Source organism: Tychonema sp. LEGE 07196 (assembly GCF_963890365.1).
Classification (GTDB): domain Bacteria; phylum Cyanobacteriota; class Cyanobacteriia; order Cyanobacteriales; family Microcoleaceae; genus Microcoleus.
The window spans coordinates 178,860-201,880 of sequence record NZ_CAWPRX010000168.1; the positions used below are offsets into that span (position 1 = coordinate 178,860).

A 23,021-nucleotide genomic window follows, 5' to 3' on the forward strand; every position below is an offset into this window, starting at 1 on the left:
TCACAATAACCCGGTTTCTTTATTGTGAGTAAATCCTGCCTAAGAAAGCCGATTTTACTCAGTTTGATTTGCCAGCAATTGGGATGTTAATTCCCGTCTTGCCTTCAGCCACCGTCTCCGTTTCCAATTCACCAAACCAGTGATTAATAAAAACACTGGGTACTAAGCCGATGAATACATAGAGACTGCGACTGTAAATTCCGCCAAAAATACCGAAATGAATAGTGCCGATCGCGATCGTAAACTTTAACATAGGTGGCGGTTCTACAACGCGATTGACTGTCAACACTTCCCCACTATATCGGTTCAGTTCTACATTACTCAGAGCAAATCGAATCGACTCGTGAGGAAGTTGCTTGCTAACTGTAATTTTTTCTGGTTCATGTTCGTCAAAAACTACATAAGTCGTTTTTCCATCCGGCATGGCTGCATCAGCTTTGCGTAACAGTTGACTTAAAGCTATGGGTTGTTTTGCAGGGGGCAAAACTTTGGCAAATTGCGGAGGTTGATTGAATGAAAATTGCAGAACTAAAAATGACAATATCGCACCTGTAACAGCCAGAATTAGTAAAAATGTACTTGATAAAATGCCTCCGACTTGATGGATATCGTATCTTAATAATGGTAGCGGTGCAGTCGTGCGAACTGTAAAGCCTGTTTTCAATAAATTTGAGTAACACCTCAAAAAAAGCTTTTGAAGAAACGATCGCAGTTACCGGCAGCGCGATCGTCGATTTCAAGATTTCAGGGTTGCAATGAGTGCAACAAGTAGAATGGCTCAAACTTTAAAGGATTTTTGAGAAATCTCGCGTAAAACAGTTCGACAGCTTTAGACTTCCTGCGCTACAGGTGCCCGTACCATCCTCATCAATTAGCTTTTACCTTTCTGCAAGACGGAGAAACAGAAAGCTATATTTTATTGAAAAAACACGGTTTCTAAGCACCACTGCGTCAATCCTACGATCTTTACTACATCTGCATCGGGAAATTGCAGTTTAAGGGTATGAGAAAATTCTCAAGTAGGAATTCTACTAACTTTCTACTTGATGGTAGCAATCCCTAACTTAGCTCCCTTAATTCGGCGCAATCGATCCATAACTTCCACAACATTTCCGTGATTGACACCTTTATCCGCGTTCAAAATAATTAAAGAAGTCTGATTAGAACCCATCACCTCGCGCACCGCACCCTCAATCTGGTCTAAGTTGACTGACTTTTTATCAACCATTAGTTTTCCCGATTCCTCAATAGTGATAGTAATTTTAGAAGGCGCTTCCTGAGCCTGAGAAGTTGATGCTTTCGGCAAATTTACTGGCAAACCCTCAGATTTGGATAAAGACAGAGAAGAAATGATTAAAAACGTCAATATAGCGAATACCACATCAATCATTGGCACGATATTGATCTGGGCAATATTATCAGGTTCATCGGGTAGACGCATAGTTAGATTCTCTCGGTAGTTTTTCGTAGCGGTGACGGTACAATAATTCTAGCTGCCCTCCAGCTTCCTGAATAAAAGCCATCTGCTGCAAGTAAAACCCGCGAAACATATTGGCAAATAAAAGCGTAAAAATTGCCACCACTAACCCCGTTGCCGTAGATACCAGAGCTTCGCTAATCCCACCGGTAACGCCTGCTGCATTGCTGCTGCTGGCTTCTCCCAGTTTGAGCGAGCCAAAAGTGGTAATTAATCCCAAAACAGTGCCGAGCAACCCAAATAGTGGGGAAAGGCTGATAATGGTATCAAATATTGTATTGAATCGCTTCAGGATCGGAATTTCTGCCTGAGCGCCACTTTCTAGGGCCAAACGAAATTCTTCGATGTTGGGCGAGTCTAATTCTAAAGCTTCTAAAAAAATCCGGGCCAAGGGCAAATCGGCGTTTACTTGTAATTTTTTGATGGCGGAATCGGGGTTTTCGCGGTAGAGATTTAGAACTTCCCGCACGACTCGCCGCTGCCGCCGATTTACCCGAAACCAAAAGGCAAGACGCTCTATAATCAACGCGACTGCTGCGATTGACGAGGCAAACAGGGGCCAAGCAACAATGCCTGCAGCGCGAAAAATGTAAATCAAAGTATCCATTAGAAAGTATCCATTAGTTTGTACTCTCGCGAGCTCCGTCGATCGCAGGCTGTCTAATGCTGCAACCCCTTGCAACAGAAAGCTGGTAGATGTTTCTGCGTCAAGTCGGCACAAGTGATTCAGACGGAGAATTGTTTCACTCCTTGGCGCGATCGCGATCGCACAAACGCACTACCTGTATCTGAGTATCTTTGCCTGTAGTCGAAATGCTCCTACTGTTATCCCTATCGATTTTTCTGTCAGTGCTTTGTTGCTAAAATTTGCATTAGGAGTTGACAATGGTATTCAATACTTAAAAAGATTCTCAACTAGAATTTCACGATTGTTCGGGAATGTCAAGCGATCGCACCTTACAAGTTATACAAATAAATTATAAAAAAAACAAATAATATAAATAAAAATTATTAATTAAAAGGCTTGAGAATACTGATTTTTTTTGGTAGAGTATCGCTTAGAGTATTGCAGTTAAGGAATTTGGGAATTTTATCAGTCCGAATTCGACCTCAGACAGCGCCCGCGCGAGTAACACAGGCAGCAAAACAGAATGCTAGGTGATAGGATAAACTCGCTATATAAAAAACAAATAAATGAGAATAATTATAATCAAACTAATGAAGGAGATTCATCAGGCATGAGTTTTTCAAACGTTTCGGCGACGCAAAGACAACAAGAAGAAGAGGCTCTCAAAAAAATTCTGGCGATCGGGCTGCTAGCCTCAACCATATTGCACGGTGTTGCACTGCCCTTGAGCCTCAAATTGGTCAAACCGGCTGAATTTCCAGACGATGCCATTGAAATTGTCATGCTGGATGAACCGAAAGTAGAGGAAATCAAGCCAGAGCCAGCTATTCCAGAAAAGGTATCTCCCCCGCCGGAGACATTCAAACCAGAACCGCCACCAGAGCCAACTCCCCCAGAAGAGCCACCCGTAGCAATAACGCCACCGCCGATTCCAGAAGAGCCACCCGTAGCAGTAACGCCACCGCCGATTCCAGAAGAGCCACCCGTAGCAGTAACGCCACCGCCGATTCCAGAAGAGCCACCCGTAGCAGTAACGCCACCGCCGATTCCAGAGACACCTTCTGCGATCGCACCTAAACAGGATTTGACTCCCCCAGAAACTCCTCCAAGCCCGATCGCCAACGAACCCAAAACCCCATCGCCCGATCCTCCCAAAAATGATAGCCCGATCGCCAGTGAGGAACCTCCTAAAAGCGAACCACCCGTTACCCAGTCTCGCCCCAAGAGCGCTGAGAGTTCCCCAGATTTTACTGCAGATGCTGGAAATCCCAAGTCATCGAATAGTCCTGAAAACAATAACTCGCCCTCGCCATCCTCAGAGGCATTAAATCCTGCTTCTGGCCCGATCGCCCGAGCTCCCGCAGCGGGCCCCCCTGTCACAGCTACTAGGCCAGGAAGCGGCAGCAATTCGGCAAGTGCGATCGCCGATGTCACAAACCCCTCCTCTGCCCCCGGAGGCGGAAACCCCCAGAGTGAAAGCGGAAGCTCTTCCTCAGAGCCATTTGCGGCCGGTTCTGGCCCGATCGCCCGAGCTCCCGCAGCCGGCCCGCCTGTCACAGCTACCAGGCCAGGAAGCGGCCGCAATTCGCCAAGTGCGATCGCCGATGCCACAAACCCAGGAGGAAGTCCCTCCAACTCAGCATCCGGTGGTAGTGGAACTGGTGGGGGAGGCTCTTCAGAGCCCTTTGGCAGCGGTTCGGGCTCAGTGCCAAAACCGAAAAACTCTGGCGGAGGGGGGAGTGCTTCCCCTGCTTCGGGCCCGCCTCCGGGCACTTGCATTAGCTGCGGTAAACCTGAATATCCGAGTGCCGCCAGAAAAGAAGGGCGGCAGGGTCAAGTGAAAGTCAAGTTTGATATTGACCCCAACGGTAAGGCATTCAACATCGCGATCGAGACTTCTAGCAAATACGACGACTTCGATCGCGCAGCGATTAAAACAGTAGAAAAATGGAAATTTGCCTCATCAGACAGCGGTATTCAAGGAAAAACAGCATCTATTACCTTCCGGCTCAATGAGTAGGTATTTTCTGGAAACCTAGCAATTTGGCTGGGAATTCAATAGCACCAAAAAAGCAACTGCAAATCTAAAAATTGAATTTTGTGTAAATTATGAATTTTGGAATGTCCCCAGCAACATTAAGTAAACTTCAGCGATTTGGATTCGCTCTATTACTTGGCTCCAACTTGGGAATGGCTGAGTTATTCGCAAACGCTCACAGCGCCATGGCAGGAGTGATTACTTTACCCGATGGCGGACGTTGTGAGGGAGAATTGAGCGAGGGAAAGCTCAGCGGGCCCGCTAGGTGCGAATATGCCAATGGCGATCGCTATGAAGGGCAATTTCTCAACGGCAAACCTCACGGTAAAGGTGTCTATTCTTTTAAAGCAGAAGGTCGATACCAAGGAGAATTTGCCGGCGGGCAATTCAACGGTCAAGGTGTCCGCGAATTTGCTAACGGCAACCGCTACGAAGGAACTTTTAAAGACGGTGAATTCGACGGTATCGGTATTTTTAGTTCCACTAACGGCCTTCGTTATGAAGGCTCTTTTACCAAGGGTTCTCCCAGCGGGCGGGGGGCTTTTACGTTCAGTGATGGCACTCGTTGCGAAGGAGATATTAAAGAAGGCAAAGTTAACGGTAAAGGAGTCTGTCAATATGCTAATAAAAACCGCTACGAAGGAGATTTACTAAATAACCTACCTCACGGACAGGGAACCTATACCTTTGCGGTCGGAGGTAGTTATCAGGGGCAGTTTAGTGAAGGGCAATTTGATGGCAAAGGGATTCGCGAATATCCGAACGGCAACCGCTATGAAGGAGAGTTTGTCAAGGGCAACGCTCAAGGTCAGGGGTTGTTAACTTTTAAAGAAGGGGGACGTTATCAAGGGCCGTTCGAGAATGGAGAATTTAATGGTGAGGGTGTCCGCGAATTTGCTAATGGCAATAGCTATAAAGGCATTTTTGTCAAGGGTAAGATGAGTGGGAAAGGAGTTTATATTTTTGCCAATGGCGATCGCTGCGAAGGCGAATTTCGCGAGGGTCAGTTTAACGGCAAAGGTATCTGTATTTACGCCAATGGCGATCGCTATCAAGGTGACTTTCTCAACGGGCAGAAACACGGTCAAGGTTCCTACATTTATGCAGATGGAACTAAGTTAGAAGGAAATTGGCAACAGGGGCAGCTTCAAAAATAACCTTAAAAAAGGGATTTAAATCCTTGATGTTTTGTGCGTGCAGCTTGTGAAAAATGCTGCTATGTTTCAGTTTAATCCTAGAAAATTAATTTCCAGTGTTTATACAACTAAAAAAAAAATACCGGCGGATTGTCTCCTTATTAATGAGTTTTGTTTTAGTTTTGCTCCTCAATAATGGGGTTCAATCCGCACCTGAAACCGGCACTCAAATTCTTTGGGATACCTATGGAATTCCACACATTTACGGAGAGAATACTAAAAGCCTTTTCTACGCTTTTGGGTGGGCGCAGATGCAAAGTCACGGTAATCTGATTTTGCGTCTTTACGGGCAAGCTCGCGGGCAAGCTGCCGAATTTTGGGGCGAAGATTATCTGGAATCCGATCGCTGGGTGCAAACTATGGGAATTCCCAATCGCGCAAATGCTTGGTATGAATCACAAAATCCCAGTTTCCGCAACTATCTCGATGCTTTTGTTGGCGGAATGAATGCCTATGCAAAAGAACACCCAGAGGCGCTCACCGAAGAATTAAAAATAGCATTGCCCCTCAAACCGGCAGATGTATTGGCACACGAGCAGCGTGTCATCAATTTTACTTTTGTAGTCGATCCAGAGCGCGTTGAAAATCTCACTGAAAATCACACTCCCAAAGGCTCTAATGGTTGGGCGATCGCTCCTTCCCATTCTCAAAGTGGCAATGCCATGCTATTGGCAAATCCTCACCTTCCTTGGTCGGATTTATATTTATGGTACGAAGCACAACTGATTGGCCCCGAAATTAACGCTTACGGAGCGACTCTCGTCGGATTTCCTGTATTAACGATCGCCTTTAATGACAACTTGGGATGGACTCATACTGTCAACACTCACGATGGCTGGGATGCCTATGAATTGTCCCTTGCTAACGATGGCTATCGCTTCGATGGCGAAGTCCGAAAATTTGACAGAGAAGAGAAGGTTTTAAAAGTCAAAGAAAAGAATGGGAATTTGCGATCGGAATCTCTAGTAGTGCGGCGTTCTGTTCACGGGCCGATTCTCACAGAAAAACAGGGCAAAGCGATCGCCCTGCGCGTTGTCGGACTCGAACAGTCCGGTGCTTTAGAGGAGTGGTGGGATATGGCGCGGGCCAGGAATTTCAATGAATTTGAGGCTGCTTTAAAGCGCTTAGAAATTCCCATGTTTACCGTCATATATGCCGACCGTGAGGGCCATATCATGCACTTGTTTAACGGTCAAGTCCCCATTCGCAAAAACGGAGATTTTAAATACTGGTCAGGCACGATCCCAGGCGATACGTCAGAGACTTTGTGGAGCAAAAATCATCCCTATGCGGATTTGCCCCGCGTTGTCGATCCGCCCAGCGGTTGGTTGCAAAATACCAACGATCCCCCTTGGACGACGACGTTTCCCAGGGCGATCTCACCCGATAATTATCCCCCCTACATGGCACCGCGCGGCCCGATGGATTTGCGATCGCAGCGATCGGCAAAAATGCTATTAGAAGATCAAAAAATCTCTTTCGATGAATTGATGCAATACAAACATTCCACTCAGGTAGAACTCGCCGATCGCCTCCTCGATGATTTAATTCCCGCCGCACGGCAAGGCAGTGAAAAAGCGCGCCGCGCTGCGGAAGTTCTCGCGAATTGGGATCGCAAAGTCGATGCTGACAGTCGCGGTGCGGTGCTGTTTGCCTTTTGGAAAAAAGCGATGAATGCTAATGAGTTATTCGCCAAACCTTGGAGCGAAGATGCGCCGCTAACTACGCCAGACGGGTTGGCAAATCCTGCGGAGGCGGTGCGAGTCTTGGAAGCTACAGCAACCAAAGTTGAGGCAACTTATGGCGCTTTAGATGTGGCATGGGGGGAAGTCTTCCGATTGCCTGGGGAGGCTAATTTGCCTGCAAATGGAGCTGACGGTGCTTTGGGTGTATTTCGCTCAGTATGGTTCGCTCCACGGAAAGACAATCGCTTTCAAGCGGTTGCGGGCGATTCTTTTGTCGCTGCGATTGAGTTCTCCAATCCGGTGAAAGCGATGGCGTTAAACAGTTACGGCAACGCCACTCAACCTGGTTCGCCCCATATCGGCGATCGGTGGCAGCTCTTTGCTCGCAAGGAATTGCGCCCTGTATGGCGATCGCGATCGGAAATTGAAGCTCACCTGAGTTCGCGCCAGAAACTATAGCAGAAGGAAGTTCGGCAACGGATTCGCTCCACGGATGTAACGGATGTAACGGATGTTCGGCAACGGATTTTGTAACGGATGTAACGGAGGTAACGGATGTTAGGAAGTTCGGCAACGGATTCGCAAGGACGGATGTAACGGATGTAACGGATGTCAGGAAAAAGTTAAAAGACCTCTTTCCGTTTCCCCTTTACCCATCGCGCAACAGGCGGCAAGCATAGCCACCGACTGCAACGAGCAATAAGCCCAGCGCGCAGATAGCGTATAACAAAGCCATGCCAGCACCGGGACCTGTCCCGATAATTGGGCCAAAAATAGCTGCTAAAAAACCGGACGGTTGCATGGCGGGTTCAAAGACGCGATCGGCAAGTGGCCCTGCGATCAATAAACCGATCGCTGAGACCAATTGCACGATGACTGCTCTGGTAGCAAAAACACGCCCCTGTACCTCTGGTGCAACTTCCGCCAGCCAAATCGCCTCGTTGGAACTGCCGAGGATGGGGAAATTGAAAGACGAACAAAATTGAGCGGGAATCCAGATAGAAAGCGCCTGACCCAAACCAAAGACTATTTTACTCAAGCCCGCGCCTGCCATGCCCAGCAGAAAGCCTCGGATTCGGCGTTTGGGGCCGCCCCAAATACTGACGAATAATGCTCCTAAAACGCCACCTGCGCCGGCGGCGGAAAGGATAGTACCGAGGATTCTCGTATTATTGCCGGTGCGTGCCAGAATCATCGGTGAGTAGAGGGCCGCGCCGATGTCGTGAGCGAACCAGAATAGCGAAACCAACACCAGCAAGGCAAGCAGGCTGGGACGCTGGACGATGTAGCGGAATCCGAAGCTGAGTTCTTGCCAAAATTGGTGGCGAGTCGGCTGGGGATTGGAGGCGATATTGCTCCGCAATGCTGGCGCGATCGCGGGCTGGGGTATTTTGACAGATACTAGCGTGGCGATCGCGATTGTAAAAGTTGCCAGGTCGATCGTAAAAATCCCGCCGGGCCCGATCGCAGAATAGAGAATCCCTGCCAACGTCGGAGCAATAATACTCGCGCCGTAAGTTGCCAAAAAACTTAAACTGCTAGCGCGGCTGTAATGCTTTTCTGGCATCATTGTGGCGATGGCTGCCGAGTAAGCTAACTGCTGAATTTGGTCAAAAATTCCGTTAATCGCACTCGCTACATATAAATGCCATAGTTGCAGGTTGTGGCTGATATAAAGTAATAGGATAGCGAGCGTTAACAAAGCTGAAACCGCATCGCCGATCGCCATCAAAAATTTTCGATTCCAGCGATCGACGAGAATGCCAGCAACCGGAGCAAGCAAGATGCGCGGCAATTGAGTAAAAAACATCAACAAAGCCAAAGCCGTCGCTTGATGGGTGGACTCCCAAATCCAAATAGTCAGCGCAAACCCGGACATAGCGCTGCCAATCATCGAAGCAGTTTGTCCGAGCCAAAGTAGAATAAATTTTTGCATTAAATAGGCAATTGATAGGATTTAAAATTCTGAGGATAGGGTTTTTTAGACAGGAGAATGATATCAAATCCTCTCTTCATCGGAATAGTAAATTCGAGTTCGCTGTTGACTGTTAACAGTGAACAGTCAACAGTCAACAGTCAACAGTCAACATCATTCCGGTGTTACCGGAAATGATATGATACCCGCATCAAACAGCACATCGCCCTCGTTAAAACCAAGGCCATTGTTGACTAAGTGGAGATAATTCTTCATATTGCTGCCTCGCCTCCTTGCGGTAAAATTTTGCCAAATGCCGCTGCCGCCACATCATTGCGCCCGTCACAAACAGTACGATGGGTGCTAATCCTGCGATCGCATTTACCAGCCGCAAGTAAATTCCGCCATAGCTGCCAATATGTAGCGGATAAAGCGAGTTGAGAATTCGATTGGCGACAGAAGCCGAATTTACACTGTCAGCCTGCAATATTTCGCCACTGTATTGGTCGATAGAAATCGTGCTAATTCCGTTTGGGTGCGGGTCATTAGGAAATTTTTTCCTGACTTTAAAAGTTGCTTCAGGTGTCAAAGGCAAAGAAATAAAAGTGGTTTTAGCTTCCGGCCAAACAATACTCACTTGCTGTAATATTTCATCAAGTTTTTGCCTAGAACTGCTAGATTTGGGATAAGAAGTCAATGCTGGCTGGGGCTTTTCATTGGTTAGCCAATACAGGGTAGATTCAACCGGCACGTAAAAAATTATCCCTGTCCCTGTAGCAGAAATGAGGATGAGAAAAGCAACCGATACAATCCCCGAAACGTTATGTAAATCAAAGACAGTCCGCTGCCAGTGAGTTTTCCAATTAATCGAAAATCCGCGACCCAAATTACGCCAACCAGTCCACAATGCCAAGCCAGTAAAAGTTATTCCTAGCATTACTAAGCCGCAAATACCCACAACGAAATGACCGAATTCTCCTCCGGCTAATTCCGCGTGTAACGTAAAAATAAAACCTGTAAAAGTTTCTTTTTCAAAGTGCGTACCCGTAATTTCTCCGCTGTAAGGATTGACATAAACGTTAACTACTTCCTCACTATTTGAAAGCATCGAAACTTGGCAAACTTCCTTAGCCGATCGCGGCAGCAAGATACTAAGAGCCTGATTTTGCGGATAAGCTTTTTCGACAATTTGCAGGACATTTTCCAGCGGTATCCGTTCGGCTTGAGGAATTACTTGCAGGAGTTGGGGATTGAATAACCGCTCGATTTCGGGACTGAAAACCAGCAAGCTACCCGTTAAAGCAATTACTGCTAAAAATATTCCTACCACCAACCCCAAATACAAGTGCAGTTTAAATGCGAGTTTGCGGAACTTCATCTCGAATTTTTCCTCGAAGCCGTTAACTGTTTTAATTAAGGTGAAACCGATAGTCAGACAGAGAATGAATTCCCTGTCTTGGGATATTGAATCTACCTCATAAACCTGCAATCTGCTGTAATTACCAGTTAAGGCGGTAATTAACACTGAGAGTTAAACCTCTGGCTGCATAATTAGAACTGTCCGAGCCAAATCCAGCGGAGTATTGCGACAGTACGGGAAAATATTGATTATTCAATAAATTCTCGACTTTGACTTGCAGTTGCCCCAATCCAATTTTCACCGAGCTGATGTAATCTAACGTGAGATAGCTGCTAATCGGGCCGCCATCCGAGCCGTCTTTGAATGCTAGATCGCGATTTCCAGAATATAATAACTGTAACCGATTGTTCCATCCCGGCAAAGTTTCGTTTTCGAGATAAGCTGTTAGCTTGAGCGGTGGAATTCGGCTGCTATCGAGGGCGAGAGAACGGCCATTGTCGTCCTCATATTCGCCTTGAATATAAGTAGCAGTCCCGCCGAGCGACCATGCTGGTGCAGGTTGCCAATCCACAGTTCCTTCTAAGCCGTAAATACGTTCTGGGGCGCGGATTAGTTCCAGGCGACCTGTGTTGCCAACTGGTTGAAAATTTACTCCTAGATCGGAGGTATTGTAAAAAGCGGCAAGCGACATTTGCACGGATTGCCACCCTCCTCGAATGCCAATTTCGTAGTTGTTGACTTTTTGCGGTTGAGTTACTTCTAACGAAGATTCAATTCCGACAAAATCGTCGGGGGGTTGGCGGAGGATGCGGCCGAAATCGGGAACTGAGAAACCTTGAGAAAAGTTGCCAAATACGCTGAAGTTGTTATTTAGTTTATAGACAGCTCCTGTATTAAATAGGGTGGCGTTAAATTTGCGATCGCCTCCTTGGATCTGGCGATCGTTAAAAGTCGTATAATCATTGACTTCTAACCCGATGCGTTCGTGACGTATCCCGCCACTTAGAATGACGATATCGTCAATATTCCATTCCACTTGACCGAAAAGGCCAAGGCTGTTGTAAGTGTAAGGAGGAACGAAAGGACGCTCGGAGATTTTCCGGTAAACCCGGCCGCCACTTGTGTCAAATCTCTCCGGGTCGTACAGGTCGAAACGCTGTCTGCTATCTTCAGTAACATAGTCAGAACCCCAAGTTAATCGCAGATTTTCGGCACGGGATAAAGGAGTGACGATCGCCAATCTACCTCCTATCTGTTCGTTCTCGCCTCGCGATCGAGTAACGCCGAGAAATGGCCCAAAGAAATCGGACGTGCGGAAATCAGAGGGAACACCTACATTGGAATTAGTTCGATAGTAGATTTGACTTTGAAGGCTGCTGCCAAAAAGGTTTTGGTTGGTGTAACTTAGGTTAAGCTGTGTACTTTTATTTCCCGGTGTTTCCCCGTCGATATCCAAATTTCCGGTGCGGATGGCGCGGGCTTTTTGCCGTCCTTCCCGATCGTCAACGCTAGAATCTTGGATTACATTGGGATCTTGGGTTTCCCGATAGTGATTGACAGTTAGTTGCAGCCGCTGTTGGGTGTCCAAATCTACCCCGACTTTGCCCATCACGTTGAAGAGGGTGCTGCTATCTCCGCCGAGTTCAAAAAAGGGAATACGATCGCCTTTGGCATCGTAAAAAGCTCCACTTCTGGCGAGTGAGACAGTGCCGGTGAAATCGAAATTGCCACTGCGGCCAGAAATCGTCTGCTGAGCGTTAAAGCTTAGAGCATCTTCTGTATTTGTTAAAGCGCTACCGACGCCAACTTCAGTAACAGCAGTTAGCCTTTCCTCAGTTGGCCGGCGAGTAATAATATTAATCACGCCACCCGTAGCCTGAGCACCGTAGATTGCGGTAGACCCCCGCACTACTTCAATGCGTTCGATCGCACTGGGATCGATGTTTCTAAATTCTCTACCAAAAGATTGAAGATTAGTTGTTTGCGGCACGCCGTCAATCAGAACGGAAACGTCGCGCCCCCGCAAAGTTTGTCCGTAAGTGCTAGTTTGTTGAGTCGGAGGCGCGAAACCGGGAACCTGATTTGCCAGAGCTTCCCCGATATTTCTCGATTGCCCTACCTGCTGCTGAAGTTCTTCTGAGTCTACCACTGTTATAGAGCGCGGCACGTTTGTCACTCTTTCTGCGGTTCGCGTTGCACTAACGACGATTTCAATCGAGTCTCTCCCCACCTGTGGCGTTATAGCGGGTGGCTGTGTTGGCGTTCCTGGTGGCTGCGCTGTCGGCGGTAAGGGTTCTGTGGGCGTTCCTAGTGGCTGCGCTGTCGGCGGTAAGGATTCTGTGGGCGTTCCTGGTGGCTGCGCTGTCGGCGGTAAGGGTTCTGTGGGCGTTCCTGGTGGCTGCGCTGTCGGCGGTAAGGGTTCTGTGGGCGTTCCTGGCGGCTGCGCTGTCGGCGGTAAAGGTTCTGCGGGTATCTCTACCGGCTGCCCTGTCGGTGGTAAGGGTGCTGCGGGTGTCCCCGGCCGCTGTGTTGTAGGAGCGGGTGCAGGCGGGCGAGCAGTCATCTCCGAGCTGGGTTTTAAGCCCAGAATCAGACCCGCAGTGTTAGGAATCACCCGTGCTACTGGTTGACCCCTCTCGCCAATCACTTTGATGCGGATGCTGTTGTTATCTAAAGGAGTAACGGTGACAGAAGCAATTCCCGCAGCCGGTTTGTCTTGACGAAACTCATTTCCCCCCGGTAGTCGCAGTTGAGCGGTGATGACATCAGCTTGTAAAGTTTTGCCAAAGCTGGTGCTGAAGACTTGCAGGGGTCTTCCATCTTCAGTGTCTAGGATGATTTCGATGCCTTCTGACGTGGGGTTGAGGCGAACTGCCGTTACCTGCGCGATGGTGGAAGCACACGCCGACTGAGCGATTAACGCTGGCACGACTCCTGCCAGCCCGAGGCTGCTTAATAATTTCTGCGATCTGTTCATTACTCTTGAATCAACAATTAAGGGAACTTCGGATATGTGGTTGGCGTTGCTTGCACAACCTGATTTGTGGCAGCGTGGCTGCTTTTCTCTGGCTATTGAAACTGACTTGCCGAAGATCCTGCCCAGTTGTCGGGCGCATTTCGAGCCGATTCTCCCGTCGCTACGGGATTTGTCTGGGAATGCAGGAGGTGCGTGAGGACAAAAGCCTCAGTCCGGTGGAGCCTTTGGGCGAGTTGCCACAGTGGGCGCGTTCCTCGGTTAAAGGCAGTAGTCGCTGGACAGTTAATGAGAAAGTGCCTTAATTAGATAACAGAGTCCTTGCATCTGTCAAGAGCTAGTTAATGCAAATTAATTGCATTTTAGATTGGTGTGCGACCCTTCTATCTAGTTGGGGACTACTTGCCTATTATGGTTAGCGGTAGGGTATTGACAAACGGCCGCCTAAAATGCTAGGGCAAGAGCTAGAAAAAATTCTCATATAGGAAATGACAGGAGTCAATAAAATACCTCCACTACTCTTGACAATAGATATCATCTAGTCTACTATCTTTAAAGTCGATAGTCGTAAAGTCCCTGAAGCTGATGTCGAAGCTGGCTCGGACTGAAAATTGCCCCAAAATCATTCGATTTGAGATTTTAGATTTGAGATGCTTTCGATTGACCCCACGAATCAATTCGGGGGCTTGAGGATTTGAGATTCCAGATGCTCCCGATTGATTCGGTGGATCGATCGCGTGGCGGGTACCACCTTTGAAATTCGCTTGTCCTTGCCGAACAGGGCGATCGACCACAAAACGTGAAAACAAGCGTTAATCACCCGAATTGAAGACTAAAACGCGCTGATGGGAGACTCGTAACGCCTGACAACTGTTCACAGAAAGTCTATGTGGCAAGAATTTGGCGGAACTGGTTGGCGTACTGCAAACAAGATTTATTAGGTGAAAAGAATCGATGAGTGACGCAAGCATTAAGGGAAACCAACTCACCGAAAGTTGTACCAATTTGGTGGAACTCCTACAAAACAGAGCGCTACACCAACCAGAGCAGAAATATACATTTCTGTTAGACGGAAAAACTGAAACCGCCAGTTTGACTTATCGACAGTTAGATGCGATCGCCCGATCGCACGCCGTGCGACTTCAGACATTGGGGCTGACTGGCGAACGAGCCTTACTGCTTTTCTCACCAGGATTGGACTATCTCGCCGCCTTTTTTGGATGTTTGTACGCCAAAGTGATCGCCGTTCCCCTTTATCCGCCGAAGCTGAAGCGGAATTTAGGGAAAATTAGTGCGATCGCCAAAGACGCAGGAGCAACAGTTGCGATCGCTCCCACACGACACCTGGAAAATTTAGAGCAACTGTGCGAGCAAGCCCCGGAACTAAAAGCGATGCACTGGCTGAGTGCAGAGGTGCTTTGCGGTGACGGCGAAAAATGGCAGCAGCCACCCATCCATCCCGACGAAGTGGCTTATCTTCAGTACACTTCCGGCTCAACCTCCACCCCCAAAGGTGTAATGGTGAGCCACGCCAACGTTTTGTATAACATCGAATACATTCACCGAGGTTTTGACCACGATGCCGAAAGCGTTGCGGTAACGTGGCTTCCCCCCTTTCACGACATGGGGTTAATTGACGGATTGCTCAAACCTTTGTATCTGGGAATTCCCTCTTACTTCATGCCGCCAGCCGCGTTTATTCAGAACCCGATGTGCTGGTTGGAAGCGATTTCACACTACAAAGCTACCCACAGCGGCGGGCCAAATTTTGCTTACGACTTGTGCGCTAGCAAAATCAGCAAAATCTTGGATCGCCAAAAAACGCTCGATTTGAGCAGTTGGCGCGTCGCCTATAACGGCGCAGAACCCATCCACAAAGAAACCCTAGAGCGATTTACCAAAGCTTTTGAACCCTGCGGTTTTCACGCCGATGCGTTTTGTCCTGCTTACGGAATGGCAGAAACCACGCTAAAAATTGCCACGGTTCGCAGCGGGACAACACCGACTTTCTTAGCTGTTGATGCTGGGGCGCTGGAAAATAATCACATTGTAGAAGCATCAACAGGCGAGGGGGGCGCGAGAACTTTAGTCGGCTGCGGTTTCCCTGAATTTGGCACTAAAGTTGCGATCGTCAATCCCGAATCTCTGACACAATGCCAGCCGCAGGAAGTCGGAGAAATTTGGGTAGCTGGCCTCACAGTTGCGCGAGGCTATTGGAATCGCCCAGAAGACACAGAAAAAACCTTTCAAGCATATCTTTCAGATACCCGCGAAGGGCCATTTTTGCGAACCGGAGATTTAGGCTTTTTGCGCGACGGAGAACTGTTTATTACAGGGCGACTCAAAGATTTGATTATCATCCGAGGTCGCAATCTTTATCCCCAAGATATAGAAAGAACAGCAGAACGGAGCCATCCCAGTTTGCGGCTAGGGGCGATCGCAGCATTTTCCGTAAAAATTGCCGGCATTGAACAACTCGTTATTGTCCAAGAAATAGAATCTCGCAAAACACCGACCAATAGCGAGGAAATTATCAGCGCCATCCGATCCCGCATTGCGATCGAATATGAAATACAAGCCTATGGAGTAGTGCTGATTAAGCCCGGAAGCATTCCCAAAACTACCAGCGGTAAAATTCAACGTCGCGCCGCCTGTGCAGACTTTCTAGCTGACAAATTGGAAGTTGTCGCCAGTAGCATTTTAGAGATATCTGATTTTGTTGAAATAGAGAATCGCCTGACGCGAGAAAATCTGCTGACAGCCGAGTTAGAAGAACGGCAGGCACAGTTAGAAACCTATTTGCGACAGCAGGTAGCGAGGGTGCTGAAAGTCAGCGTTTTCCAAATCCCATCGGCACAGGATTTTAGTAACTTGGGTTTCGATTCATTGGCGGTATTTGAATTAAAAAATCAGCTCGAAACGGATCTCAAAATTGCTTTATCAATAGAAGACTTATTCGAGAAATTAAGCCTTGCTCAACTAACAGCCAAAATTTTAGAAAAATTGGCAGAAGCGCCGACAATTGAGTCTATTCAGGCAGTTTCTCGCTCACACCATCTTCCCCTGTCTTTTGCCCAAGAGCGCTTGTGGTTCTTCGACCAATTGGAACCGGGAAACCCCTTCTATAACCTCTGCGGTGCAGTTCGGATTACAGGACAACTCAATGCAGAAACGCTCAGACAAAGTATTGAGAAAATTATCGAGCGACACGAGATTTTAAGGACTGCTTTTGCTGGTGGAGAAAAAGCACAAGTACAAGTACAAGTTATTTTTGATGCCAAAAGTTTCCCATTACCGCTGATAGATTTGAGCGATCGCTCCCCGGAGAAAGGCGAAATAGCAGCGCAAGAACTGTCGGCGCAAGAAGCACAATCGCCCTTTGATTTGACTCAGCCAAATCTGCTCCGCGCCAAGCTTCTGCGCCTATCTGAAATAGAACATACCCTGCTCTTGTCCGCCCACCATATCATTTTTGATGGGTGGTCTTTAGGCGTATTTTTACGGGAAATAGCTGCATTTTATGAAGGATTATCTAATAAGAATTTAGCCGCGATTCCACCGCTGCCAATTCAGTATGCAGACTTTGCAACTTGGCAGCGCCAACAAATGCAGGGAGAAATATTAGAAACTCAACTTACTTACTGGAAGCAGCAGTTAAGTGGCAGCACAGCAGTTCTAAATTTACCAACAGACTTTTCTCGTCCCGCTGTTCAAAGTTACAAGGGAGGTCGGCAATTATTTGAATTGCCAGAACACTTAACCGAGGCAATTAGGCAATTGAGTCGCCGCGAAAAAACTACTGTATTTATGACATTGCTGGCAGCATTCAAAACACTGCTTTACCGCTACACGGGGCAAGAAGATATCCTTGTTGGTTCACCAATTGCCAGCCGCAATAGCAGCGAAATCGAATCATTGATTGGATTTTTTGTCAATACTTTAGTCCTGCGGACTGACTTAAATGGAAATCCCACTTTTCGAGAGTTGCTGAGTCGAGTGCGAGAGGTTGCATTAGGCGCTTACGCGCATCAAGATGTACCGTTTGAGAAGTTGGTAGAAGAATTGCAGCCGAATCGAGATTTAAGTCACTCGCCTTTATTCCAGGTGATGTTTGCCTTTCAAAATGCCTCTGAATTCGCCTTAGAATTGCCGGGTTTAAGCCTGAACTGCCAACAGATTCACAGCGGCACAGCAAATTTCGATTTAACGCTGGAATTAGAAGCGACAGCAACAGGTATTAGAGGGTGGTTTGAATACAGCGTAGACTTATTTTCACCGACCACTATTGCGCGAATGGCAGGACACTTTCAGAACTTATTAGAAAGTATCGTTGCCAATTCTTCCGCACGACTGTCAGATTTGCCCATGCTTGCAGAAGCAGAACGCCTGCAACTTCTATTTGAGTGGAATAATACTGGGATAAATTACTCCCAAAATGGGTGCGTTCACCGTTTGTTTGAAGTGCAGGCTGCAAAAAACCCTGATGCTGTTGCGGTGCAATTTGAATGTCAAAGTTTCACATACAGAGAACTCAATAATCGCGCGAATCAACTTGCCCATTACTTGCTCTCTTTCGGCGTAAAACCAGATGCCATAGTCGGCGTTTATATTGAGCGATCGCTCGATGCGATTGTCGCAATTTTAGGCGTATTAAAAGCAGGTGGCGCTTATTTAGCTCTCGATCCGAATTATTCCAAAGAACGTCTTAATTTCATGTTAGAAGACGCTGGAGTTCAGGTACTGCTAACGCAAACACAATTAGCAGCAAACTTACCAGCGCAGAAGATTACTGTGATTTGCTTGGATGCAGAATGGGAGAAAATTTCTCCACAACATCAGTCAAATCCTGATAGCGCCGTTGGGCCAGAAAACCTCGCTTATATTATCTATACATCCGGGTCTACTGGCAAGCCAAAAGGGGTTATGGTGCAGCATCACTCTTTGGCGAATTATACGCAGGCTGCAAGTGTCGAATATGCCATTGAAGCGAACGATCGCATTCTTCAATTTGCTTCTCTCAGCTTCGATGTCAGTGCTGAAGAAATTTATCCCTGTTTAACGCGAGGCGCAACTCTGGTACTGCGCGAAAATTCCATGTCAGACAGTATTTCTTCCTTCCTACAAAAGTGCCGGGAGTGGGAAATCACTGTCCTGAATTTGCCGACAGCTTACTGGCACGAATTCACAGCCATGCTCAGTACCAAAACCCAAGAATTTCCCCCGTCAGTGCGCTTGACAATTATTGGTGGAGAAGCAGCGCTTCCAGCGTCGCTAGATCGGTGGCAAAAGTGCGTATCAGAAAAAGTGCGGCTTGTTAATGCTTATGGCCCCACAGAAACAACGATTTCCGCGACGTGGTGCCAGTTATCGGCAAATATTTCTACTGCAAAATCTCTGCCGATTGGCCGTCCAATTCCAAATGCCCGCACCTATGTACTCGATGCTAATTTGCAACCTGTTCCGATCGGAGTTCCCGGCGAACTTTATATCGGAGGTGCAGGGGTTGCGAGAGGATATATCAACCGTTCAGAGTTGAATCGAGAAAAATTTATTCCCGATCCTTTTAGCAAAGTGCAAGGCGTTCGCGAAGCGTGTGCGAAGCACTCTCGCCTTTACAAAACAGGCGATTTAGTCCGGTATCTCCCCGATGGGAATTTAGTATTTCTCGATCGCACCGATCGCCAAGTAAAAATTCGCGGTTTTCGCATAGAGTTGGGAGAAATTGAATCCACGCTCAGCCAACATCCAGACGTGCAAGAAGCCGTCATTTTGGCGCGTGACGAAGATTCAGCCGGAAAGCGCTTAATCGCCTACCTCGTTTTAAACTCAGCAGTCAGCATTGACAACTCTGCACGGATTAAAAATCTGCGCTCTTTTCTCCAGAAAAAACTGCCAGATTATATGGTTCCTGCCAGTTTCATGTTTTTAGAAGCGATGCCACTGACACCAAACGGTAAGGTAGATTTTAAGGCACTTCCCGCACCGGAAACGAACAGTTCAGATGCGGATTTTATCGCTCCTCAGACTTTAGAAGAACAAGTATTAGCGGAGATTTGGGCGGAGGTTCTGGGTTTAAAACAGGTGGGAATCAATGACAATTTCTTTGAGTTGGGAGGTCACTCTTTGCTAGCAACTCAACTAATTGCCAAGGTGCGCGATCGCTTTCAAGTCGAGCTATCGCTGCGCTGCTTGTTTCAATCCCCCACTGTCGCCAGTTTGGCAGTTGCGATCGCCCAAGCTAAGAGCCAGCAGTCGCCCGAACCCCTGATTTCACTGCCCGCGATCGCCCCCGATGCTCAAAATCGCTACCAACCCTTTCCGCTCAACGAAATGCAGCAGGCGTACTGGATCGGGAGAAATAGCTTCTTTGAAATGGGCAATGTTGCGATTCACGGTTATGTAGAAATTGAGAGCGACGAGTTAGATTTAGAGCGGTTTAGCCTCGCGTGGGAGCGAGTTGTAGAGCGTCACGATATGCTGCGGGCGATCGTCCTTCCGAATGGACAGCAGCAAATTCTGGAAAAGGTACCCGCTTATAAAATTGAGGTTTTGGATTTGCGATCGATCGATTCAAAAGTTGCCGGCGAACAACTCGAAGCAATCCGCGATCGGCTTTCCCACCAAGTGCTACCGCTCGATCGCTGGCCGCTGTTCGAGATTTGTGCTTCCAAAATTAATAAACGCCGCATCCGCCTCCACATCAGCATTGACGCCTTGTGCATAGACGGCTGGAGTTTTCAAATTTTGTTTGGCGATTTGGTCAAGTTTTACCGCAATCCCCACACTGCGATCGCGCCCTTGCAACTTTCTTTCCGCGACTGCGTGTTAACCGCGATCGCCTTAGAAAAATCCCCACTTTACCAGCAATCCTTAGATTACTGGCGAACTCGTCTCAAAACCCTGCCACCAGCGCCGGAATTGCCCCTCGCCAAACAGCCGAATTCCTTAACACAGCCGCGATTTAAACGCTGGAGCGATCGCTTAGATTTCTCAACTTGGCAGCGACTCAAAACGCGCATAGCTCGCGCCAGCCTCACTCCTACGGGTTTATTGCTCGCCGCCTATGCAGAGGTGCTTTCCCTGTGGAGCAAAACACCTCGGTTTACCCTCAACGTGCCGCGCTTTAATCGCCTTCCTCTGCATTCTCAAGTTGAGGAAATTATTGGAGAATTTGCCTCATTTACTCTGCTAGAAATAGATAACTCCAAGCAAGAAAGTTTTGAAGTACGAGCCAAGCGACTGCAAGAACAACTTTGGCAAGATTTAGAGCACCAATATGTCAGCGGTGTGCGCGTTTTGCGAGAACTCGCTCAAGCGCAAGGTACAACGGCAGCGTTGATGCCGGTCGTGTTTACGATCGATCCGCAAAACGCGCCAGGGGAAGATACTTCTATCTTTTCTCTCATTCAAGAATTGGGAGAACTGGTGCACATTATCGGTCAAACTCCGCAAGTTTGGATCGACGCGCAATTTACCGAAACTGCCCAGGGGCTGTCTTTTAGCTGGGATGCGGTGGAAGAACTCTTCCCGCCAGGACTGATCGATGAGATGTTTGATGCCTACTGTCGCCTATTGCAACGCCTCGCTAATGAAGAGGAAACTTGGCAGAAAACGGTGCAGTTTCAGCAAGCTTTTACTAACGGTATTGATGCACCCATTCCCGATGGATTGCTGCACGAATTGTTTGCTGAGAAAGTTGCGTCGCGATCGCACGAACCCGCTGTCATTACGCGCGATCGTACCCTCACTTACGAGGAACTCTATCGGCGATCGAATCAAGTCGCTCATCGCTTGCGAAATCTCGGAGTTCGCCCCAACCAATTGGTTGCCGTCGTCATGGAGAAAGGATGGGAGCAAGTCGTCGCTGTCTTGGGAATTCTAGCCTCTGGAGCTGCTTATTTACCCGTAGATGCGGCGCTGCCAAAAGAGCGGCTTTGGTATGTGCTGGACAATGGTGAAGTTGAGATTGTTTTGACACAATCTCAGTTAAATCAACGCTTGAAATGGCCGAAAAATGTGCGGCGAATTTGTCTCGATACTGAGGAATTAGCAACAGAAAGCGGCGAAGCTTTGGAATCAGTGCAGGAGGCGGAAGATTTAGCTTATGTGATTTATACTTCCGGCTCAACTGGCTTGCCGAAAGGCGTGGCGATCGCCCACCGAGGTGTAGTCAATGCGATCGCTCAAACGAACCAAGTATTTAATGTGGTCGAGTGCGATCGCGCGATCGCAGTCACCGCACTGCACCACGATATGTCGGTTTACGATATTTTCGGCATCCTAGCAGCCGGGGGTGCGATCGTCATTCCCGATGCCGCACAACGGCTAGACCCCGCTCACTGGGCGCAATTGATGGTAAAAGAGCGCGTCACCATTTGGAACTCGGTTCCCCCGATGATGGAAATGCTGCTCGATTACGCTGCAGGACGTTCTGAAGTGTTGCCGGAGTGTTTGCGCTGGGCGTTTCTCGGCGGAGATTGGATACCGATAACGCTCCCTGAGAGGTTAAGGGCGATCGTCCGTGAATGTCGCGTTGTCAGTGTTGGCGGCCCAACTGAAACCACTCTCTGGAACATCTGGTATCCGGTAGAAACTGTTGATTCTTCTTGGAAAAGCATTCCCTACGGATCGCCGATCGCGAACACCCGCTATTACATTTTGAATGAAAGGCTCGAAGACTGTCCCGTCTGGGTTGCCGGCGAGATGTGCTGTGCGGGAGTTGGACTGACAAAAGGATATTGGCGGAATGAAGAAAAAACTCGCGCCAGTTGCCTCACGCACCCCGTCACGGGCGATCGCTTGTACCGAACGGGAGATTTAGGGCGCTTCCTCCCTGACGGCAATATCGAATTTTTAGGACGAGAAGATTTCCGCCTGAAAATTCGAGGATTCCGCATCGAAGCCGGAGAAATTGAAGCTGCTTTGAACGAGCACCCAGCAGTCAAAACATCCATTGTCACCGCCTTCGGAGAAAATCACAGTCAAAAACGCTTAGTAGGGTATATTGTTCCCCAACAAAACGCTGCCCCGGCGGTTGAAGAATTGCGCCAATTTCTGAGTGAAAAACTGCCCGATTATATGGTGCCGTCTACATTGATAATTCTGGACGCGCTGCCACTTTCGGCGAACGGCAAAGTTAACCGTAAGGCTCTGCCCGAACCGGATGCTGCAATTCCAGAAGCCAAGAATTTTGTCGCGCCTCGCACTCCTATTGAGGAAATATTAGCGAGAATTTGCTGTGAGGTTCTCGGCATTGAGCAGTTAAGTATTACCGATAACTTTTTTGAACTAGGAGGAAATTCGCTGCTGGCAATTCAATTAGCAGCAAAAATTCGAGAATATTGTCAGATTGAATTGCCTTTGTGCGAAATTTTTGCAGGACGATCGCTCGCCGTACTTGCCGAAAATATTTCTGAAGCCAAAAACAAAAATGCGGCCGTTGAAGAACCCGCGATCGCGCCTGTTTCGCGATCGGCATACCGGAGGTCGCTATCCTCTTTGCAATAAGTGATGAGTCGCGGGCGATCGGCCGATCGCCCATAAGTAATCCCCAATTATCGGCTGCAATCCTCTATTCCCAATTGCCAATTCCCAATTATCAGTTACCAATCCCATGACCGAGAATTTCTTGATGGTACAAGCCCCCTGATTTATCCGTGGAATCAATCCAAAATCTCAAATCTAAAATCCTCAAGAAAGAGACTCGATCCGTGGGGTCAATCCAAAATCTAAAATCTAAAATCTAAAA

The 23,021-nt window shown here is 47.9% G+C and carries 13 protein-coding genes; 5 read left to right on the forward strand and 8 right to left on the reverse strand.

The genetic code is table 11. The annotated features are described in order from the left end of the window. Nucleotides 1-58: 58 nt before the first annotated feature. The 3 genes from AACV78_RS20210 to AACV78_RS20220 form a co-directional block, all read right to left on the reverse strand. Entirely contained in the window at nt 59-664 is a 606-nt protein-coding gene (locus AACV78_RS20210) for a PepSY-associated TM helix domain-containing protein (RefSeq protein ID WP_228041979.1), read from the reverse strand. Nucleotides 665-1,039: 375 nt separating this feature from the next. Next, nucleotides 1,040-1,441 carry an ExbD/TolR family protein gene (locus AACV78_RS20215; RefSeq protein ID WP_194009144.1) on the reverse strand — a complete coding sequence of 134 codons (402 nt, stop codon included), beginning with the start codon at nt 1,439-1,441 and terminating at the stop codon, nt 1,040-1,042. Then, nucleotides 1,425-2,084, reverse strand: a complete 660-nt coding sequence (locus tag AACV78_RS20220; protein ID WP_194009143.1) for a MotA/TolQ/ExbB proton channel family protein — start codon at nt 2,082-2,084, stop codon at nt 1,425-1,427. The genes AACV78_RS20215 and AACV78_RS20220 overlap by 17 nt, the downstream gene beginning before the upstream one ends. Before the next feature lie 631 nt (nt 2,085-2,715). Here AACV78_RS20220 and AACV78_RS20225 point away from each other — a divergent pair. The 3 genes from AACV78_RS20225 (at nt 2,716) to AACV78_RS20235 (ending at nt 7,483) form a co-directional block, all read left to right on the forward strand. Further along, nucleotides 2,716-4,125: an energy transducer TonB gene (locus tag AACV78_RS20225; RefSeq protein WP_194009142.1), complete on the forward strand. Its 1,410-nt coding sequence runs from the start codon at nt 2,716-2,718 to the stop codon at nt 4,123-4,125. 170 nt (nt 4,126-4,295) lie between these two features. Further along, nucleotides 4,296-5,300: an MORN repeat-containing protein gene (locus AACV78_RS20230; RefSeq protein ID WP_228041980.1), complete on the forward strand. Its 1,005-nt coding sequence runs from the start codon at nt 4,296-4,298 to the stop codon at nt 5,298-5,300. 143 nt (nt 5,301-5,443) lie between these two features. Beyond that, nucleotides 5,444-7,483, forward strand: a complete 2,040-nt coding sequence (locus AACV78_RS20235) for an acylase (RefSeq protein WP_194009140.1) — start codon at nt 5,444-5,446, stop codon at nt 7,481-7,483. Between the two features lie 190 nt (nt 7,484-7,673). Here AACV78_RS20235 and AACV78_RS20240 read toward each other — a convergent pair whose 3' ends face one another. From AACV78_RS20240 to AACV78_RS20250, 3 genes are all read right to left on the reverse strand, one after another. After that, complete coding sequence (locus AACV78_RS20240; RefSeq protein ID WP_194009139.1) at nt 7,674-8,960, reverse strand: MFS transporter; 1,287 nt, start codon at nt 8,958-8,960, stop codon at nt 7,674-7,676. A gap of 211 nt (nt 8,961-9,171) precedes the next feature. After that, nucleotides 9,172-10,464: a PepSY-associated TM helix domain-containing protein gene (locus AACV78_RS20245; protein ID WP_339383736.1), complete on the reverse strand. Its 1,293-nt coding sequence runs from the start codon at nt 10,462-10,464 to the stop codon at nt 9,172-9,174. Further along, complete coding sequence (locus AACV78_RS20250) at nt 10,439-13,276, reverse strand: TonB-dependent receptor domain-containing protein (protein WP_194009138.1); 2,838 nt, start codon at nt 13,274-13,276, stop codon at nt 10,439-10,441. The genes AACV78_RS20245 and AACV78_RS20250 overlap by 26 nt, the downstream gene beginning before the upstream one ends. Before the next feature lie 179 nt (nt 13,277-13,455). Here AACV78_RS20250 and AACV78_RS20255 point away from each other — a divergent pair, with 179 nt between their 5' ends. After that, nucleotides 13,456-13,578: a hypothetical protein gene (locus tag AACV78_RS20255; protein ID WP_255512933.1), complete on the forward strand. Its 123-nt coding sequence runs from the start codon at nt 13,456-13,458 to the stop codon at nt 13,576-13,578. Nucleotides 13,579-13,946: 368 nt separating this feature from the next. Here AACV78_RS20255 and AACV78_RS20260 read toward each other — a convergent pair whose 3' ends face one another. Continuing rightward, nucleotides 13,947-14,093, reverse strand: coding sequence for a hypothetical protein (locus AACV78_RS20260; protein ID WP_228041981.1), 147 nt, complete (start codon nt 14,091-14,093; stop codon nt 13,947-13,949). 134 nt (nt 14,094-14,227) lie between these two features. Between AACV78_RS20260 and AACV78_RS20265 the strand changes: the two genes are divergently transcribed. Then, nucleotides 14,228-22,780 carry a non-ribosomal peptide synthetase gene (locus AACV78_RS20265; protein ID WP_194009137.1) on the forward strand — a complete coding sequence of 2,851 codons (8,553 nt, stop codon included), beginning with the start codon at nt 14,228-14,230 and terminating at the stop codon, nt 22,778-22,780. Here AACV78_RS20265 and AACV78_RS20270 read toward each other — a convergent pair. Further along, on the reverse strand, nt 22,763-22,888 hold the full coding sequence (locus AACV78_RS20270) for a hypothetical protein (RefSeq protein ID WP_255512932.1): 126 nt from the start codon (nt 22,886-22,888) through the stop codon (nt 22,763-22,765). The two genes, AACV78_RS20265 and AACV78_RS20270, sit on opposite strands and share 18 nt — an antisense overlap. Between the last annotated feature and the right edge of the window lie 133 nt (nt 22,889-23,021).

Coding starts and splice junctions, on each gene's coding strand:
- AACV78_RS20215 (WP_194009144.1), bottom strand. CDS start 1,441: ATGCGTCTACCCGATGAACCTGATAATATTGCCCAGATCAATATCGTG.
- AACV78_RS20220 (WP_194009143.1), bottom strand. CDS start 2,084: ATGGATACTTTGATTTACATTTTTCGCGCTGCAGGCATTGTTGCTTGG.
- AACV78_RS20225 (WP_194009142.1), top strand. CDS start 2,716: ATGAGTTTTTCAAACGTTTCGGCGACGCAAAGACAACAAGAAGAAGAG.
- AACV78_RS20230 (WP_228041980.1), top strand. CDS start 4,296: ATGGCTGAGTTATTCGCAAACGCTCACAGCGCCATGGCAGGAGTGATT.
- AACV78_RS20235 (WP_194009140.1), top strand. CDS start 5,444: ATGAGTTTTGTTTTAGTTTTGCTCCTCAATAATGGGGTTCAATCCGCA.
- AACV78_RS20240 (WP_194009139.1), bottom strand. CDS start 8,960: ATGCAAAAATTTATTCTACTTTGGCTCGGACAAACTGCTTCGATGATT.
- AACV78_RS20250 (WP_194009138.1), bottom strand. CDS start 13,276: ATGAACAGATCGCAGAAATTATTAAGCAGCCTCGGGCTGGCAGGAGTC.
- AACV78_RS20255 (WP_255512933.1), top strand. CDS start 13,456: ATGCAGGAGGTGCGTGAGGACAAAAGCCTCAGTCCGGTGGAGCCTTTG.
- AACV78_RS20265 (WP_194009137.1), top strand. CDS start 14,228: ATGAGTGACGCAAGCATTAAGGGAAACCAACTCACCGAAAGTTGTACC.
- AACV78_RS20270 (WP_255512932.1), bottom strand. CDS start 22,888: ATGGGATTGGTAACTGATAATTGGGAATTGGCAATTGGGAATAGAGGA.